Origin of the sequence: Desulfomicrobium norvegicum, from assembly GCF_900114595.1 — a bacterium.
GTDB lineage: Bacteria > Desulfobacterota > Desulfovibrionia > Desulfovibrionales > Desulfomicrobiaceae > Desulfomicrobium > Desulfomicrobium macestii.
Map to the genome: position 1 here is coordinate 139151 of NZ_FOTO01000009.1, position 17267 is coordinate 156417.

Annotated in this window: 15 protein-coding genes, 1 tRNA gene and 1 other RNA gene; 5 read left to right on the forward strand and 12 right to left on the reverse strand. The window is 57.5% G+C overall.

What is annotated here, in order from left to right:
• The 8 genes from BMZ24_RS13445 to BMZ24_RS13480 all read right to left on the reverse strand — a co-directional run bounded on the left by BMZ24_RS13445 (position 1) and on the right by BMZ24_RS13480 (position 6681).
• Positions 1–771 (reverse strand): ATP-binding protein, encoded by a 771-nt coding sequence (locus BMZ24_RS13445; RefSeq protein WP_092193126.1) that lies wholly within the window; start codon positions 769–771, stop codon positions 1–3.
• A gap of 26 nt (positions 772–797) precedes the next feature.
• The gene (locus BMZ24_RS13450) at positions 798–1814 is read right to left on the reverse strand and encodes a PD-(D/E)XK nuclease family protein (protein ID WP_028588111.1); all 1017 of its coding nucleotides are present in this window, start codon (positions 1812–1814) and stop codon (positions 798–800) included.
• Positions 1811–2149, reverse strand: coding sequence for a hypothetical protein (locus tag BMZ24_RS13455; RefSeq protein ID WP_028588110.1), 339 nt, complete (start codon positions 2147–2149; stop codon positions 1811–1813). The genes BMZ24_RS13450 and BMZ24_RS13455 overlap by 4 nt, the downstream gene beginning before the upstream one ends.
• A 104-nt stretch (positions 2150–2253) precedes the next feature.
• Positions 2254–2838, reverse strand: a complete 585-nt coding sequence (locus BMZ24_RS13460) for a sigma-70 family RNA polymerase sigma factor (RefSeq protein WP_028588109.1) — start codon at positions 2836–2838, stop codon at positions 2254–2256.
• 195 nt (positions 2839–3033) lie between these two features.
• A complete protein-coding gene (locus tag BMZ24_RS13465; RefSeq protein ID WP_028577538.1) occupies positions 3034–3360 on the reverse strand; it encodes a hypothetical protein in 327 nt (108 codons plus the stop codon).
• Positions 3361–3533: 173 nt separating this feature from the next.
• Positions 3534–5492, reverse strand: coding sequence for a 7-cyano-7-deazaguanine synthase (locus tag BMZ24_RS13470; protein ID WP_244150359.1), 1959 nt, complete (start codon positions 5490–5492; stop codon positions 3534–3536).
• Between the two features lie 133 nt (positions 5493–5625).
• The gene (locus BMZ24_RS13475) at positions 5626–6414 is read right to left on the reverse strand and encodes a hypothetical protein (RefSeq protein ID WP_028588108.1); all 789 of its coding nucleotides are present in this window, start codon (positions 6412–6414) and stop codon (positions 5626–5628) included.
• Between the two features lie 33 nt (positions 6415–6447).
• Positions 6448–6681: a LexA family protein gene (locus tag BMZ24_RS13480; RefSeq protein WP_009379056.1), complete on the reverse strand. Its 234-nt coding sequence runs from the start codon at positions 6679–6681 to the stop codon at positions 6448–6450.
• Positions 6682–6977: 296 nt separating this feature from the next.
• On the opposite strand from BMZ24_RS13480, the gene BMZ24_RS13485 reads away from it, so the two are divergent.
• Genes BMZ24_RS13485 through BMZ24_RS13500 form a run of 4 tightly spaced genes read left to right on the forward strand, consistent with a single transcriptional unit; the run spans position 6978 to position 9777 of the window.
• Entirely contained in the window at positions 6978–7220 is a 243-nt protein-coding gene (locus BMZ24_RS13485; RefSeq protein ID WP_028577541.1) for a hypothetical protein, read from the forward strand.
• 34 nt (positions 7221–7254) lie between these two features.
• Positions 7255–7779 (forward strand): DUF2924 domain-containing protein, encoded by a 525-nt coding sequence (locus tag BMZ24_RS13490; RefSeq protein WP_028577542.1) that lies wholly within the window; start codon positions 7255–7257, stop codon positions 7777–7779.
• On the forward strand, positions 7772–9358 hold the full coding sequence (locus BMZ24_RS13495; protein ID WP_028577543.1) for a recombinase family protein: 1587 nt from the start codon (positions 7772–7774) through the stop codon (positions 9356–9358). Before BMZ24_RS13490 ends, BMZ24_RS13495 begins: the two co-directional genes overlap by 8 nt.
• Positions 9355–9777, forward strand: coding sequence for a hypothetical protein (locus tag BMZ24_RS13500; RefSeq protein ID WP_011700568.1), 423 nt, complete (start codon positions 9355–9357; stop codon positions 9775–9777). The genes BMZ24_RS13495 and BMZ24_RS13500 overlap by 4 nt, the downstream gene beginning before the upstream one ends.
• Before the next feature lie 419 nt (positions 9778–10196).
• Here the strand turns inward: BMZ24_RS13500 and ssrA are convergent.
• The 3 genes from ssrA to BMZ24_RS13515 all read right to left on the reverse strand — a co-directional run bounded on the left by ssrA (position 10197) and on the right by BMZ24_RS13515 (position 16442).
• Positions 10197–10587: a transfer-messenger RNA gene (gene ssrA / locus BMZ24_RS13505) on the reverse strand.
• 151 nt (positions 10588–10738) lie between these two features.
• A complete protein-coding gene (locus tag BMZ24_RS20200) occupies positions 10739–13264 on the reverse strand; it encodes a response regulator (RefSeq protein WP_092193128.1) in 2526 nt (841 codons plus the stop codon).
• A gap of 52 nt (positions 13265–13316) precedes the next feature.
• Complete coding sequence (locus BMZ24_RS13515; protein WP_244150361.1) at positions 13317–16442, reverse strand: hybrid sensor histidine kinase/response regulator; 3126 nt, start codon at positions 16440–16442, stop codon at positions 13317–13319.
• Here BMZ24_RS13515 and BMZ24_RS20210 point away from each other — a divergent pair.
• Entirely contained in the window at positions 16419–16784 is a 366-nt protein-coding gene (locus BMZ24_RS20210; RefSeq protein WP_244150362.1) for a hypothetical protein, read from the forward strand. The genes BMZ24_RS13515 and BMZ24_RS20210 overlap by 24 nt on opposite strands.
• 179 nt (positions 16785–16963) lie before the next feature.
• On the opposite strand, the gene BMZ24_RS13520 is transcribed toward BMZ24_RS20210, so the two are convergent.
• Positions 16964–17040 (reverse strand) — tRNA-Arg (locus BMZ24_RS13520).
• Between the last annotated feature and the right edge of the window lie 227 nt (positions 17041–17267).

Genomic DNA, 17267 nt, shown 5'->3' on the forward strand with positions numbered 1-17267 from the left:
TTACTGTTGGGGTTTCGCCGCCGCACTCGCGGTCGGCTCCGGCTTCGGCCGGGCGGCACTCGCCGCAGCTCCGGCTGCCGTGTTGTTGAACGCTTTCATGAAGCTCGAAAAATCGAGGGGAATGACTTCGGGGAGTCGGCCGGTGCGGTCACCAGCGTCGTAATTGGGACTGGGCTTGGTGCGCATCACGCGCTGCCATACCGGCTTGCCGTCCTCGCCGGTTTTCATGTCCAGGTCGCAGAACAGGATCAGGTCCACCAGACCGGTGACCAGCTTCCGCGCCTTTTCTGGCAGCGTCAGCACGATGCGGGTGTGTTTGCCGGTCCGGGTCTCGATGTCCCGTTCCTGGGAGTGGGAGATCAGGATCAGCCCATAGGGCAGGAAGGCGAGCTTGTTGATGACGCGCTGGAACTCGTTGTTGATCAGCGCGTAGCCCTTGCCGTAGCCCAGGTCGGATTCGTGCTCGATCTTGAATTTCTTGCAGACGTAGTCCGAGCACATCTTGTAGGCGTTATCCACCGTGTCGACGACGATGGTCTTGAACTCGTGCTTGCCCTCGGCGATCTCCGCGCAGGCCTGCAGAAGATCGTCCCAGCAGGTGATCGGGGTCTGGAACACCTCCAGGGCGTTCAGGCCCGGCTCGGTCGCCAGGAACAGTGCGTCATCGGCCTTGGAGCACCAGGTGCTCTTGCCGATCTTGCTCGGGCCGTACACCAGGGCGGTGAGGTCCGAGAGTGTGTGTTTGGGTTTGCTTTTGGTCTTGGGAAGCATGGCTTCGTCTCCTTATGGTTGGGATTTCAAAACACCGGAGCGGCGTCTTCACCGGCTCCGTCCCGCAGCTCTTCGTGCGGGGCGATCCGTTGGAAATGGTTTTCGATGACGTTGGGGTTGCCGCCCGAGCGGCAGAGCTGGAAGTAGGCGCAGGGCCTTCCGTACTGGAAGCAGTAGCTGGTGTTGCGGTAGAAGGTGTCGCGCCGACGGGCGTCGAGCATGGCCTTGGAGAGTTCCCACAGCTCCGCCCGCAGTTCCTCGAACTGGTCGCGGGAGATGTAGAGCACCTCGCGGTGGAACATGCCCGGCTCGAGGTACTTTTCCTGGAGCCGCTGCTGGAAGGTGTCGTCGTCCTCCGGCAGCTTGCGCTTGGCGCTGCTCTTGCCGGTTTTCGACTTGGCAATCAGCTCAGCCCGGCGGGCCTCGAATTCGGCTTCGGTCTCACCCTTGCCCTGGCGCAGCTTGGCCTTGACCAGAACGTTGTAGATGATGCCGCTGACCGTGATGCCGAGGGTCTGCTCCAGGTACCAGGCGTAGAGGATGATCTGGAAATCGGTCCAGAGCCGCTCCAGGTAGCTGGCGTCGATCTGCGAGGCGGTTTTGTGTTCCAGCAGGAAGTACTGGCCATCCTGACGGACGATGCCATCCACCTTCCCGGCGAGGATGAAACTGCGCGAGGTCGCCCCGGTCGCCGGGTTGACGATGGGGCCTTCGAAGGTCTTCTCGAGCGCGACGACCTCGAACTCTTCAGCCGGGTAGTGTTCCGCATAGGCGCTCATCATTGCCCTGGCGAGATGCCAGTCGGCCTGTTGATGGTCGTCCTGCGCCCGGTTCGGATAGGTCCGGTCGATGTGGTCGAGGACCTTGGCCAGATCCCGCTCGCCGTGCCAGCACTCCAGGCAGTCGTGAATGACCGCGCCGAAGGCCAGATTGGGGTCGCGCTCGAGCGGCACCAGCTCGTCGATGTAGCGCCACTTGCAGGCCATGCGGCAGTTGCGGAACAGCCGCCACATGGAATAGGTGGTGGTCATCAGCTCGCTCATACCGCCACCCCCGCTTCGGCAGCGGCGGGCGCTGCGCGATGCTTTGAGGCACAGGCGCAACCCGACGGCTGGGTACGTTCGATCAGGACCGAGCGTTCGCCGTATTCCTTGGAGGCGAAGCCAGTGAAGATGCGGGCAAGGTCGCTGCCGACATCGGTGGAGGCGTCGATCACGCAGGTGCGGCGGGCCTTGTCCAGACTGAACCGGCTCTCCATCCGCACACGGGAACGGCCATGCAGGCTTTCGACAGCCAGCATCGCCAGCATGAAAGTGTCTTCCAGTTCCTGGGCCGGGACCGACTCGTCAAAACGGTACTTGTAGGTGTCGTGAGTCATGGTTGAACTCCTCTTTTGTTCAGGTTCTGATTTCCGAGGCCCCGGATAGCCGCACCATGCGGCACGGTGCTTACTTACCGGAGCCGGAGTCGATGCGTCGGAGATCACAGGTAGTCCTCGAGTCCGGCCTCGCGGAACGCGTCCCGCAGCTTGCTCAGCCGGTCGTAGAGGGTAGTTCTGGGAATGCCCATCTCCCGGGCGACTTCGGCCATGGTGCTGTCGTGCAGGCGCAAGCACAGATCCCGGAGCTCTTCCGGCAGCGAGGCGATGGCTTGGCCGAGATCCATGCGGATCTCATGGGCGAGGCGCTCTCTTGTTTCGCGGGTGCCGCTCCCCAGAGAGCCTTCGCTATCCAGGAAGTCGATCCGCTCGGTGCTGTCGCCCTCACCGTTGTCGAGGGGTTCGTTGAGTGATGTTTGGCAGAGCCGCCAGTCCCGGCATTGGGCGAACCGGGCCTCCAGAATGGTGGAGATGTGACGTTCGACGATCCGGGCCATGAAGGTGGTCTTCTTGGCCTTGGCGGGATTGAAATGCCGCATCCGCTGCAGCAGATCGATCATCAGTTCCTGTTCGAGGTCGGGTCTGTCGTCCTCGGTGAATCCGGCCTTGCCTACGAGTTGACGTGCTTTGTGCCGAATGAGGTCGGCGGCATACTTGTCGATGCCGTCGTAAGAATTCTGAGAAACCATCGGGGCCTCCTCGGAGCGAGGAGGAGGTCCGCGTGGGTGTCGGCACGGGCCAGATCACAGGACAAAGCTGTCGCGTGGGCGAAGGGGTCGCAGGTACGCCGCCAATTGCCGTATTCGGCTCGGCGACACCCACAACAGCCTCCGCCATGCGTCCAGCTTGTTGTCCAGTGTCTAAGGGTTCAGGTCGTTACGTGTTCAGGCTGCCCGTTCCTCGATGCGCATCAGGAACGGCAGACCGTGCTTGATCTCGAGCAGGCAGACTTTTCCGCTGCCCATCTGCGCGAGGTGCTCCAGCAGCGCCACGACCTCTTGCTTGAGAATGAAGTCATCCTGGTCGCGCTCGGGCCGGGGACCGCTCTGTCCAGCCAGCTTGATCTCGCGCTCGATGACCGTGTCAGGGGTGAGTTCCGGCTCGCCGTCGCGGACCGGAATGTTGGTGATGCGGCCGAAGTTGATGTCCTGCATCAACTCGATGAGTCGCCGCTTCGGTGGGGTGAGGTGTGCTTTGTTGACTTGTGCCACTGCCAGTCTCCTTGTTCGGAAGTTCTGGCACGCCCGGTGGCCAACCCTGTGCTGACCAATAAAAAACGCCGGATCGCGCCTTCATTGGGGAAGGCGCTACATCCGGCGTCGCAATGGCTACATTTGGCGTAGCGGAAATATTTTTTAGTTTTTTCTTCCTGGGTGGCCCCGGGTCACTCGTTGACTATCGGGCGGACCTCCCAAACGATCTCCTCTTCGGTCCGGTAGACCGGTTCGTTGCCGCACTTGATGGACTCCTTCAGGTGGGCGGCCAGCGGCTTGTCATACTTTTCCAGATACGTGATGGCCCGGTTCACGGCACTCCGGAAGGCGTCGCGGATGTTCTTCCGCTTGTCGTTGGATTTCCGGAGTTTGCCACCCAGACCAACCGCCTCGTTGATTGCGGCGGTGATCTGGGTCATTTCGTTCTCGAGCCGCTGGATTTCGGCATCGTTGTTTTCTGCCCGGGCTTCTTCAATTTCCCGAAGAAGCTCGTGAGCCGTCTCCCGGTATTGCTCGACGGCCTTGCGGTCGGCAACGAAGCCGGTATCACCCAACGGAACCCCCTGGGTGACCTGAAAACCTTCATCGGTCTCATTGGAGTTCAGGACCGCGTTGCAGCTATCGATGGCGAACCCGCAGACGATCTCGTAGACCGAGGTTTCCTTGTTCGGCCTTGCCAGGAGGAAATTGATGTACTCGGCCCCTTTATCAACACCCGTCACAAGCACTTCGGCGTTGCCGTTAAAGCGTGCCGCCCAGACACCCCCGCGCTTCCTGAAGTAGTTGTCCGGCTGCTTCTGCTCAACCGGAATGGCGGGGACGGAGATTACCGATCCCGATTCATAGACCGTCCTGAGTAGGCAGTCTCCCGGCAAGGTGCGTTGGCGGATGGCGGTGATGTTGCGGCCAACCATTGTGTCCATTGCATCGCAGACCTCCTTGGCGTGGCGCTTGTAAAGGTCATAGACCTTCTGGGCCACTTTTCCGGAGTTCCCATTAAGGTAGCGGAAGACCCGACTGACCTCGCTGAATCGGGCGATAAACTGGGTGATGTCGTCCTGCTCGCGTACCTGATTGGCACGCTCCAGGTACGCGGCTGTCATGATCTTGTCCTCGTCCTTGCTTCGGCTTTGGGTGAAGATGTCGGCTTTATAGGCTTCCACTGGGTCATATTGATCGGCTTTTGCCGCAATCATGGCAAAACGCCTGTCGATACACTGGGAACACGTTCCGCAATGCGTATGGTGATTGGTCATCTCCCAGGTATGGGTGCAGGTGGTCGATGCCGCGATCATGTCCTGGCATCCGGCCTTGGTGATCACCTCGATGACACCGGCCTTGGTTTTCCAGATGTAGGGATTCTCAATCGTGAACGGTTCGCCAGCCACCAGGCTGATGATTTCCTGAAAACCTCGGATCACCCTGGGGTGGGTGGTGCGTGTTGCCCGGCCGCCGACTACCTGAGCGCAGACCGGCAGATTCAAACTGATGACCCCGTTTTCGTAAAAACGGACGCTTTTCAGATTGAGCATTTTTGCGATGGTCGCCCCGATAGACACATAGAGGAAGGATCGGCTGCGCTGGGTGTACTCGTAGTTCAGCCCCTTGTTCTTGTTGACCCGGACGCCGATGTGTAGCGGGGCGTTTTCCCCAGCCTTGTCGGCAATCATCTTTTCCAGTCGCCGGTGGCGCGTGTTGAGCTTCGGTGTCGATTTGTGGGTAACAAGGACGACCTTGTGTTTTTCATTCAGAACTTCATCGATGGCTCCCGCCAGCGAGTCCAGCCCACCTGAAAACATCACTACCTGTTCCGGATAGCCGAAGAGCCGTCCGTCATCATCAAATTTCAGATATCCCTGGAATGCCTGAGCCTCTTTCAGTTTGACGAACTCGAAGTGATAGTTGTCGTCAGACAAGAAACCAAGCGTGGAGCGCAGCGCCTGGTGGATATCGTCTCCGTTCCAAAAATCTGGCTTCCGCACCGGGATGATGAAGTGCAGATCCCTGCGCCAGCCATGGCCAAAAGAATCGACGTCGTCGGCCCCTCGTGGGATGGCCTGATCGGCACTGTAAACGTAGGTGGCGATTTCGAGCAGGTCCTGGAAAGAATCAGGCACGTCCTTGCTCATCTTTTTGTGGATGTCTTCAATGCGTAGGGTGATCTTGTCCGGCCCATCCTTGCCCCAAAGGCGCAGGCGCAGATCACGGTCAGGATTTTCTTCAATCCCATCGGTCGGTGCGTTCCCACAGATGATATATCGTTTATCTTGCATCGGCTCGCGCTCCTTCTTTTAGCTCGTCCTTCATCTTTTTCAGCGCGTAAGAGGCGAAGCCATTGGAAGACTCCCTGGAGATGTCACCACCTTCTTCGTACCTGTGCTTCGAAAACCAATCTGCTGAAAACTGCTCGACGATCAGGGACGCCTCTTTACAGTGCGTGTTCAGAGCCTTCTCGAATTGTCCCATTTCATTCATGGTGGCAAAGCGCTGGCCCTCGCCCAGATGGGTAGCCAGCGTTTTTGAGAGGAAGTAGTTCATGCTCTCGTTGGTCAGCTTGGCGAAGAAAGTCCGCGACAGCTCTCCGAACTCCCGCTTTTTCCCGAGCGCTGCCAGTGCGGCCCGAACATCATCTGGCCCGGGGGCGAAGAGAGACGGCAGTTTTGGTGAGATGTGCTCTACCAGGGCTCCGACCAATGCACGCTGAGACATTTCACCGAGGTCGGATCGGCCACCGTTGGACTCCAATTTGTTATCCAGGGCCTCGGAGACTGCGGCTGCAAGATCGGGAAGAGATGTATCCTGCGGCAGGTTGACGCCGAGGGATTGGAGATGCTCGCCGAGGTTCTCCTTTTTTGCGGCAATGGCGAGTTGCGTCATCAACCAGACCGCCTCGGTGAACCCCTTATCGTTGAGCACGAAGGTGAATGCTTTATCGGCTGCCCGGATTGTTGCGTTTGCGATTTGGGACACGTCGGCACCGGCCGTGATCAGGCCGACCACCTCTTTCCATGCCCTCGACCTCGGAAGGCTTCCAAGTCTGACGTGCCCCATGTCGATCTCCTTATTTTTCGCGACCCAGCATCGTTATTCGGGCCTCCTGATGACGACGATGCTTCGGGCCTTACGAGCTTCTTTCTTCAGATAGCCTTTCCGTACCAGTTGAGCGATCTGCTCGTGGGCGCTCGCGTGGCTGATACCAAGGACTTCCGACAATTCTTTCACCGTTGGCGGCAACCCCTTTTCATCGATGATTTGGCAAATGACCCTCAGCGTGTTTGCTTGTGGGTCGGTTATTTCCGATACCTTTTTCTTTCCCATGGCGATTGCTCCGTGTCGTAGCCACTGAGCGGATTAAGCCCAATTTATGACCACAAAATATACGACCTGATGAACATCAGGTCAATCAAAAAAACAGGACTTCTCGTCTGATTCCGTCATCTTGCACGTCCCTCCGGTAGGTAACGAACGCAAGTCCGGTTCAAGCCGGATGTAACCAGATAACCGACCAGAGGCGGAGCTGAGGCGGTTGTGGGTGCCATAGAACGCGCATCCCGACCGCCGCCGTTTTCTGGTATCCACGCCATCCAGCCCCCCGGTCCAACCGGAGGTGTTCGATGTTGGATGTACAGGAAATGAATGATGGGCCAGGGACGGATGACCTTGACAAAAACGGCAAACCCGGCCGCCTGTCGGGTGAGGCGAGGCTCCAGTCAGCCGCCTCCATTCTGGCCACGGCGATCCTGCGCCGAATGGCAAAAAACGCATGTGTGGGCAATGAGTTAGAGGTTTTCGAAGATTCTTCCCCTGTGCTCGGAGAAGGACTTGATTCATTGCCGGAACAGAGCATTCATTCATGACAACTCGTCCGGAAACCAAAATAAGGAGTTGAAAATGAATGAGTTACAGAACGCCGCCACCGGCGGCAAGATCCAGGACCGAACCCGAAACTCAGTCCTTCGGCAGATGGCCCTGCTGCAATCCATGTCCCTGGAGCAGCTCCGGGAAAAATGGCTCGACCTCTACGGAGAAGAGCCACCCCAGTACAAGAAACAATTCCTCATCAAGCGGCTGGCCTATCGCATCCAGGAGCTTTTCTACGGCGGGCTGTCCGAACAGGCCAAGGTCCATCTCCAGCAGGCCGCCAAGGAGGACCCGGTCGCCACTGTCAATCGACGCATCCCAGAAGAGCGGAAATCGAACGAAGCGATCCTGCCCGGGACCAGACTGGTGCGGGTCTGGAACGACCGGCGCTATGAGGTGATCGTCCTTGCCGATGGCTACGAGTTCGAAGGCCGCACCTTCCGGTCGCTCAGCGCGGTGGCCAGGGAGATCACCGGGACCAGGTGGAACGGCAAGGTCTTTTTCGGACTGAAGAAGGTTTACGGCAGAAAAGCCGAGGGAGGTTCGGATGCTTGATAACAGCAATGTCGCGCCGGGCAAAAACAAGACCCTGCGCTGTGCCATCTACACCCGCAAGAGCCACGAGGAAGGTCTCGAACAGGAGTTCAACTCGTTGGATGCGCAACGGGAATCGGCGGAACACTATATCGAAGCCCAGAGGATGCGTGGCTGGACGGCTCTGCCGGATCGCTACGACGATGGTGGATTCTCGGGTGGAAACATGGAGCGCCCGGGGCTGCGTCGCCTGCTGGCGGACATCAATGCCGGGAAGATTGACGTGATCGTGGTCTACAAGGTCGACCGGCTGTCCCGCTCGCTGCTGGACTTCATGAAGATGATCGACCTCTTCAACGAGAAGGGTGTCAGCTTCGTCTCGGTCACCCAGCACTTCAGCACCACCGACCCCACCGGACGGATGTTTCTCGGCATCCTGATCACCTTCGCCCAGTACGAGCGGGAGGTCATCGCCGAGCGCATCCGGGACAAGGTGGCGGCCGCCAAGCGCCGGGGGAAATACTGCGGCGGCGTACCCATTCTTGGATACGACGTCGACCGGGACAACAAGAAGCTGCTGGTCAACCCGGATGAAGCCAGGACGGTGCAGTACATCTTCCGCCGATTCATCCAGATCGGCTCGGCCAAGAAGCTGGGCCAGGAATTGAACGAACAGGGATACCGCACAAAAGCCTGGACCACCAAGAAAGGCAAGGTTCGCGAGGGCTCAGAATGGAATACAGGCCACATCTACCGGCTGCTGAACAACCGGGTCTATATCGGCGAGATTGCCCACAAGGATCGCAGCTACCCCGGTGAGCACGAAGGAATCATCGACCGGACGACCTGGGACAAGGTGCAGGCCATCCTGGAGGACAACAAACCGGTCAAGGTTTCCATGGCAAGAACCAAAATGGTCGCCCCGCTGAAAGGCGTCATCCGCTGCGGCCACTGCGGATGCGCGATGGGACCGACCTACGCCCGCAAGAACGGCCGCCACTACACCTATTACATCTGCCAGAAGGACAGCAAGCGGACCGTGAGCCGGTGCCCCCTCAAACGGATTCCCGCCGGGGACATCGAGCAGGCCGTGGTCGAGCAGTTGAGCGCGGTGTTCCGCACGCCGACGCTGGTGGCCAAAACCTACTTCGCGGCCCGGGACATCGAGCAGGTGGAGCGGGAGCGGCTGTTCAAGCAGAAAGCCCAACTCGAAATGGAGCTGTCGCAGGCGCGGGAGCAAGCCATCGAACTTATGAAACCCGGCAACGATCAGCCGGGCAAGACCGAGATGCTCACGACCGTCAACCGCCAGGCGGTCGAGCTCTCGAAACAACTGACGCACGTGAGCGAGCGATGCAGAGCCTACCGGGGGAACAACATCACGGAACAGGACGTTTCGGAGGCCTTCCAGAATGTCGAGGGCTTCTGGGAGGACCTTTTCCCGGTGGAGCGAAACCGGCTCATCCGCCTCCTGGTGGATAAGGTCGAGATCCGCGAGACCGGAATCGACATGGAGCTGCGCACCAACGGGCTGACTACGCTCATCGCCGAGCTGGCCGGTCTGGCATGCGAAGTCACCGAACGGAGGGCAAGCCGATGAAAATGAAGCCGACCATTACCGTAGCCGACAACGGCAACCTGCAGATCCATATCCCGATGCTGATCCGGCGCATGCGCGGCCGCAAGACGGTCATCGCTCCCCAGGCACTGGATGGAGAAATCACCGGAGCGCAGGAACCGGTGCAGTCCGCCGTCCTCCAGGCGCTGGGAAGGGCCTTTTCTTGGGCCGACATCCTCGAATCCGGCCAGATCAAGTCCATCAGCGAGCTTGCCCGTACCCTTGACGTCGATGGCTCGTATGTGGCCCGCATCCTCAAACTGACGACCCTGGCCCCCGACATCGTCGAAGCCCTGATCAACGGTGAGGAACCCAACGGGCTCTCGCTGGCCAAGCTGACCCAGACCTTTCCAGAGGACTGGGCCGAGCAGCGCCGCCAGTTCGGCTTTGCCACCGACTGACGACCGGACCGGAGACCGCCCCAGAGAGCCGACCATCAGCGTCGGCTTTTCTTCTTTAGGGGGCAGGAAGCCGGAGTTGACCGCGCTTCTTTTCATGGCCGAGGCGGGCGATTTCGAAAAAAACGTCCGGTTGCGGCATCGAACGACGACCTAAGACAACCGCCAAAAATGGCAATCAGCCGCAAACCCATATCAATCAAGGATGTAGCTTTCCGGACGAGCTTCGGACTTGGTCCGGAGAAAACAGAGAATCAGGGGCCAAACAGAGAAAGAAAGGCGGGAGGATGGGGAGAATCGATGGTGCGAAGAGGTGCTTTGGAAAGATGTGAAACGGGCGCAACCCCTTTAGAAACAAGGGGAAAAAGAAAACCCGTCACCCCGGAGAATGACCCCAGAGAGACGGGTTTGTCTTTTCTAAATGGTGGAGCCGGGGAGAATCGAACTCCCGTCCGAGAATGCTCCGCGCAAAGCTTCTACAGGTTTAGTTCAGGTTTTGCTTCTCGCTCCACGGTTAGCCCCTGAACGGGCTTCCTTGGCGCCAGCCCGGAAAGTGTCTCGCGATTGGTCATCCAGACAGTGACCTTTCGCCAGCCTGATGGGGTTTGCCACCCGGATACGGATTATCAGACATCCACCGCACGGATGTGACGACCTTGGTCGTCATGCAAGGGTTACCTATTTACTAGGCAGCCATTGCGTAGTCATAATTGTCATTGGCAATTATGTTTCTGCTGGGTTTTGACGAGGACCTCCCAGCACCTCGACCTGCAACTTTGGCCTCATCACCCCCGTCGAAACCAGGGCGGCCCCTCAAAGAACACTTGTCTCTTATAAATCCGTTACCGCTAAAGGCAAGGCAGAGAAAGTGAAATCATCCCGGTTCATGTTGAACCCGGGACCTGCAAACATCACGAATGTCCACGCCTGTCAAGTGATTCCGGCGGCGATCGCACGCCATCGGTTATGGTGCGTTTTTGGCGGCATTCCGGGATTTGGCGAGCAACACCTGATCTATCGTGTTCTGCAACGTGTCAAGATTTACCGGCTTGCTGATATAGCCATCCATGCCCGTGGCAATGAATTTTTCCTTGTCGCCGCTCATGGCGAAGGCGGTCAGCGCGATGATCGGGATGTCCCTTTTCGGGCCGAGGCTGCTGGATGCGCGGATCTTTTTCGTCGCCTCCACGCCATCCATGACCGGCATCTGCACATCCATCAGGATGACGTCGAATTCATCGCGGCAGAGCAGGGCCAGGGCCTTTTCTCCGTTGGTGGCGACACTGACCTCGTATCCGAGTTTCTGCAGCATTTTTTGAATCGTGAATACGCTAATCTCATCGTCTTCGGCCAAAAGCGCCCGCCTGGCCTTGGACGGCGCAACGAGCGCGGCGGGGGACGGCGAGACCTCTGCGGTGTCGTCGCTCTTTTGCAGCGTCACGCAAAAATGGAAACTGGAACCAACGCCTACCTCGCTTTCGACAGCCATGTTGCCACCCATCAAATGCGCCAGCTGCTTGCTGATGGTCAGCCCCAGTCCAGCGCCCTGATGGGTTCTGGCAAATCCCTGGCTGACCTGGGTGAACGGCTGGAACAGGCTGGAGAGGTCATCGTCCCTGATTCCGCAGCCCGTGTCCGAAACGGAAACGAATATCCTCGCCTCTGCGTCCGTGCGTGCAGGCAAGGGGTAGGCCTCCACGCTGACATGGCCATGCTGGGTGAATTTGAAGGCATTGCCGATCAGGTTCGTCAGGACCTGTTGCAGGCGCAGGGCGTCTCCGATGACCTCACGCGGGAGGCCGGGGTCGAAATGATATTTCAATTTGACGCCGGATTGCGCTGCCAGGGGGCTGAACAGGTCGATGGGCTGTAGCAGGGCGTCCCGCAGATTGAAGGGTTCGCTGCGAATCTTCATCTTGCCCGCTTCCACTCTCGACAAATCCAGAATGTCCGAGAGCAGCTGCGTCAGGCGGTTTGTGGACTGAACCGCAAGGGCCGTGAATTCCTGCTGTTCCTGATCGAGCGATGTTGTCTGCAGCAATTGCAACATGCCCAGGATGCCGTTCATGGGGGTTCTGATCTCGTGACTCATGTTGGCCAGGAAGGCCGACTTGGCCTGGTTGGCCGCCTCTGCCTCTTCCTTGGCGGCGATGAGCATCTTCTCGAACTGCTTGCGTTCGGATATATCCACGTGGGTGCCCACCACCCGGACCGGCGTGCCTTCATGGTCAAGGACGGCGCTGGCGCGAGCCAGAATCTCGACCCAGTGGCCGTCCTTGTGCAGCATGCGGATTTCCGTGTCGAAACGTTCGCGCTTGCCTGCCAGATGTTCGCGCATCAGGCTCCATGCCTTGAACCTGTCTTCGGGTGCGGTGAGTCTCTCCCACTCTGAAAATTCGTTCTCCACCTCATGTTCTTCATATCCGAGCATGCTTTTCCAGGCCGGAGAGTAAAACACTGCATTGCTCTGAATGTCCCAATCAAACAAACCGTCTTTGGAGGCGCTCATGGCATAATGAAAGCGCTGTTCGCTCTGGCGCAACGCTTCCTCGGTAAGCTGCCTTTTTTCAATTTCTTTAAGCAGTTCAATATTGCGCGATAATAATTCAGATGTTTTTTTATTTACTTTTGATTTCAAGTATAATGTAGCAAGAAAAAACGCGAATAATCCAATGATTGTAATTGCAGAAGTATATTTTATCCATGCAGGAATGTGCTTGATTTCTCTTTTTTCAAGCCAATTATATATAGATTCGTAATAGATGGAGTTTTTATTTTTCAGCAATTCAGCGACGTTATTGTCAAGCGTCTCCAAGAGCCGCATGGGGTCACCTTTGGACAGGGCGAATCGCATCTGTATGGGATTGAAAATGATCGGCGTTTCCTTGATCTGATATTTGAATTTTTGGCTCGACCCAAAGAAACGATTAACAACTCCGCCATCAGCAGTTCTGTTCACGGTGGCTTTCAAAACTTCATCGTAGGAATCGAACTCGACTGGAGTAAATGCAAATCCAAATCCGGACATGAACTTGTGAAAGGCGATATTGTGCGTGTCATGCTTCAGCAGCGCGATCTTCTTGCCCTGCAAATCCGCAATGCTTTGCAGGGAGTCAGCTTCGTTTACATATATCTGTCCCCAGTTGGTGAGCAGGGTTGCATTTGAATACTTCACAAGGCTGCTTCGCGCTTCGCTGAATGCCACTGCGGGCAGCAGGTCGATCTTACCTGTCTGAAGGCCTGTAAAAACATCGTTCCAGCTGCCGGAAACGAATTCCAGTTCCCACTTGGCATGGCTGGCTATTTCCAGAAGGATGTCCGCAAAAATTCCAGATGGGACGCCTTCTTTGGAAAGAAAATATACCGGCTCATTCTGATAGATGCCGACTCTGACTTTTTGGGCGTGTGCAATGCCTTCAAGAACGGTGATGGAGGATAGGGCTATGAGGAACAGGAAAACGAGGATCTTGCATGTCTTGTGATGAGTCATGTTTGAGACAATCCTCCTGGTGGGTTGCCCATGAATACCGTTTGCATGAGGCTCAAGTTTGATTTTCACGCAGGGCTATTTCCTTCAGCAAGCAATCGATGGAATTTTCGAGCGATTCAACGCAGGTTTTGAAATTTTTGGCGTCGTTTTCCATGCAGCACCGTTCCATATCTTTGGCGGCATCCTGCAGGACCCCGGCTCCCAGATTCGCGGCCGCGCCGCGGATGCTGTGCGCGTGCAGGGCTGCCGTTGCCAGGTCATTGTCTTCCAGTCCGCGTTTCAGGCCTGCGATGCGCAGGGAAATGTCCTCCGCAAAGCCTGCCAGGATCTCCTTGGCCAGTTGCTGGTCATCCAGCAATCTTTCGAGCATTGCCTTCTTGTCCCAGATGAGCGGCCTTTTGTCCTCTTTTTTCTTGACCGCACAAGTCGGAATTCTTGCTTCGTCGTTTCTGATCGGCAGCCACTTGCCGAGGACCAGCGACAGGGCCTTTGGGGAGAGAGGCTTTGAAATGTAATCGTTCATGCCCGCCCGGAGGCATTTTTGCTTGTCGCCGGGCAGGGCGTGGGCGGTCATGGCGATGATTGGCACGTCATGATCGCGGACCGGGGAAGATGGATCACGGATCACGCTGGTGCTTTCGAATCCGTCCATTTCCGGCATCTGCACGTCCATGAGCACCAGATCGTAGGGGATGCTTTCCAGAGCACTGATCGCCTCGGCTCCATTGGCCACGGCGTCGGCGCGCAGGCCCAGCTTGCCCAGGATTCCAAGGGCCACCTGCTGGTTCGTGATGTTGTCTTCGGCCAGGAGGATGCGAAATTTTTGGGAGGTGAACGTGGTCAATGCGCACTTAGCGGCTTCACGGGCCGTGTGTCGCGTGATCAGGTCCCCGGGCATGTTCGCGGCCATCACCAGATTGAGGCAGGTTTGCAGTTCGCCGTGCAGCAGGGGCTTGGAGAGATATGCCGAAAAACCGGCGTCCCTGAATCGCTTGGCGGTGCCGCGCTGGCCAAGGGAGGTCATGATGACCGTGCGCGTTTTTTGAAGTTTCGGATCCGAGTGGATGACCCGGCCCAGGGCCTCGCCGTCCATGCCGGGCATGCGCATGTCCAGGATGGCCAGGCTGTAGGGGTCGTTCTCGGCCAGGGCCGCATAAAGCAGGCGCAGAGCTTCAGGGCCGTCCATGGCCTCGTCCGGGCGCATTCCCCAGGACATGAATCGGTCCAGGAGAATTTCCCGGTTGGTCGCGTTGTCGTCCACGACAAGCACCCGTCGGTCGTGCAGATCGGCGCAGGTGGGAATCCGGTTTTCCTGATTCGCGGCGGTTTCAAGCCGGGCCGTGAACCAGAAGGTGGAGCCCCGGCCTTCGGTGCTCTGCACGCCGACCTCGCCGCCCATGAGTTCAGCCAGTTGCCTGGAAATGGCCAGCCCCAGCCCCGTGCCGCCGAACTTGCGGGTGACCGAGGCATCCACTTGCGAGAAGCTCTGGAACAGGCGGTCCAGCTTGTCCTTGGGAATGCCGATCCCGGTATCGCGGACCGAAAACAAAAGGGTGACTGACTGTGCAGAAGAGAAGGCGGACGCATTGTCCGTGGCATCCCTGGTCAGGCTGACGCGCACGTCAACCTCGCCTTTTTGGGTGAACTTGAGTGCGTTTGTCGTCAGATTGTTCAAAACCTGGCGCAGGCGGCCGGGGTCGCCGGAGAGGCGATCCGGCACGTTCTGGTCCGCCGAGCAGATGAATTCGAGCCCTTTTTCTTCAGCCTTGATGGCGCTCATGGACGCGAAGTCGTCGAGCAATGCCCGCAGTCCGAAATCCAGTATCTCAAGCTCCATCTTGCCCGACTCGATCTTGGAGAAGTCCAGAATGTCGTTGATCAGGCTGAGCAGCACCTCGCCGCTGGAGCGAACGGCTTCGGCGTAGCGGCGCTGGGTTTCGTCCAGGGGCGTGTCCAGGAGCAGGCCCGTCATGCCGATGACCCCGTTCATTGGCGTGCGGATTTCGTGACTCATGTTGGCCAGAAAATCGCTTTTGGCCTGGGTGGCATTTTCCGCCTTGGCCAGGGCGGCATCGAGTTCCAGGTTTTTCAGGGCCATCTGCTGGGCATAGTTGTGCAGCTTGTCCTCGGTGTGCCTGCGGTGGGTTATGTCCCGAAACGACCACACCCGTCCGACAATCCGGTCCCCGATTTTCTGGGGCAGCGAGTAGCGTTCGAAGATGCGTCCATCCAGAAGCTCGATCCGGTCAAAACTCGTTTTTTCAGGATGCGCGTAGAGTTCCCGGACTCCGGCTTCAAATTCCTGCCGATAAGCCACCTGCGTAACGATGTTGGCAAGCAGCGAGCGCTCGTCGCGCATGTTCGCCAGGTCGTGCGGAAGATGCCAGAGTTCAAGGAAATTGCGGTTCCATTTCGTTATCGCGCCGTTGCTGTCCACCACCAGGATGCCGTCGGTGGTCGATTCCAGGGTTGCGTCGAAGAGCGACAGGGAATGCCGCAGGTTGTCCTCCACCATTTTGCGGGCGGTGATGTCTTCAAGGGTGGCGATGACTCCGGTGGGGTCCTGTCCGGGCGTGATGGGATTGAAGATCACATGCAAATATCTTTTCAGGCCTCCGGTGACGGACGTGTACTCGTCCTCGAAGACCGCTGCTTTACCGGCCAGGGCTTGCGCGATTGTCTCGCGCATCCGGGGCGTGCTTTGAAGCGCCGTGTTGAAACCGATGAGCTTTTCGCGCGATGAGCCCATGAGCCGGACGCAGGATTCGTTGCAGTCGACAATGACTCCCTCGTTGTTGAAGAGAATCATGCCCAGAGGTGCGTTTTCAAAGATTATCCGATGCCGGGACTCGCTTTTCCTGAGCGCGTCCTGGATCTTCTTGTGTTCGGTAATGTCCCGTATGGCCAACACCCGATATGTTTCGCCGTCGATCATGAAATTGCGGGCTTCGATTTCCGAAAAGAAGATCTCCGCGTTCTTATTCTTCAATCTGATGCAATACGGGCTGGTATGCTCTTTGAGCATGCAGTCGCGAGCCGTGCCCAGGTCTGCTTCGAAAACCGCGATATCCAGAAAACTTTTCCCGATCAGTTCTTCATATCTGTATCCCAAAAGACGTAACAGCGCGGGATTGCAGTCCGTGATGAGTCCGCCATGATGGATCAGTATTCCTTCCATGGTGACATCGGCAAGCAGGCGATAGCGGATGTCACTTTCCTGCGCAGTCTGTTCCGTCGTTACCGGTTCTTTGATGCCGCCACCGGCGGGCAAAAGGGGACCTTGCGGATTTATTTTGGAATCATTGATCATATTATGCTGAGGCTGGTTTGTTGTTTTTCATTGTGCACATGGGCGCGCAAAAACGGGGCTTCGGCAAAAAAACTTCTTTGTCGACAGTATGGTAGCCACGCGCCTTGGAGCAAGCTGTTTGTAAGACACTTTCGCGATGACTGGAGGATGCTCCGACCGTTTTGCGGAGCGGGGCGAGATTGCCGGTGGCTGTGGCCGGCCGTCGTGTAAGACAAGGGGGCGCGACCATGACGCTGGACCGCCGACGGCGCGTATCGGATGCGCGGCACCTGAATGTTTTGGAAGTGCGGGGAGGTTTGTTGCCGAGCGGCAGGGGAGCGTCGGGGCGTACGATGGTTCAAAAACGAAAAAAAAGGGATCGCTGAATGATCAGCAATCCCTTGATTTTCTGGTGCGCCCGGCATGATTCGAACATGCGACCTACTGATTCGTAGTCAGGCACTCTATCCAACTGAGCTACGGGCGCGTCGAGAAGTCGGTTACTATGGACAAGAGGCTTCATCGTCAAGCAGTTTTTTCTCGAATTTCATTTTTTTTCTTTCCCCCTCCCAGGCATGCGTTCCAAATGCCATTTTCCCGCCGTCGCCTTGACAAGGCCGGGGGAGTGCCCAACTTGAATGCTTTATTCACGCGCCATTGATGAGATTGATGAGATTGATAAGATTGATGAGCGCACCCAATAAGGAAGATAAC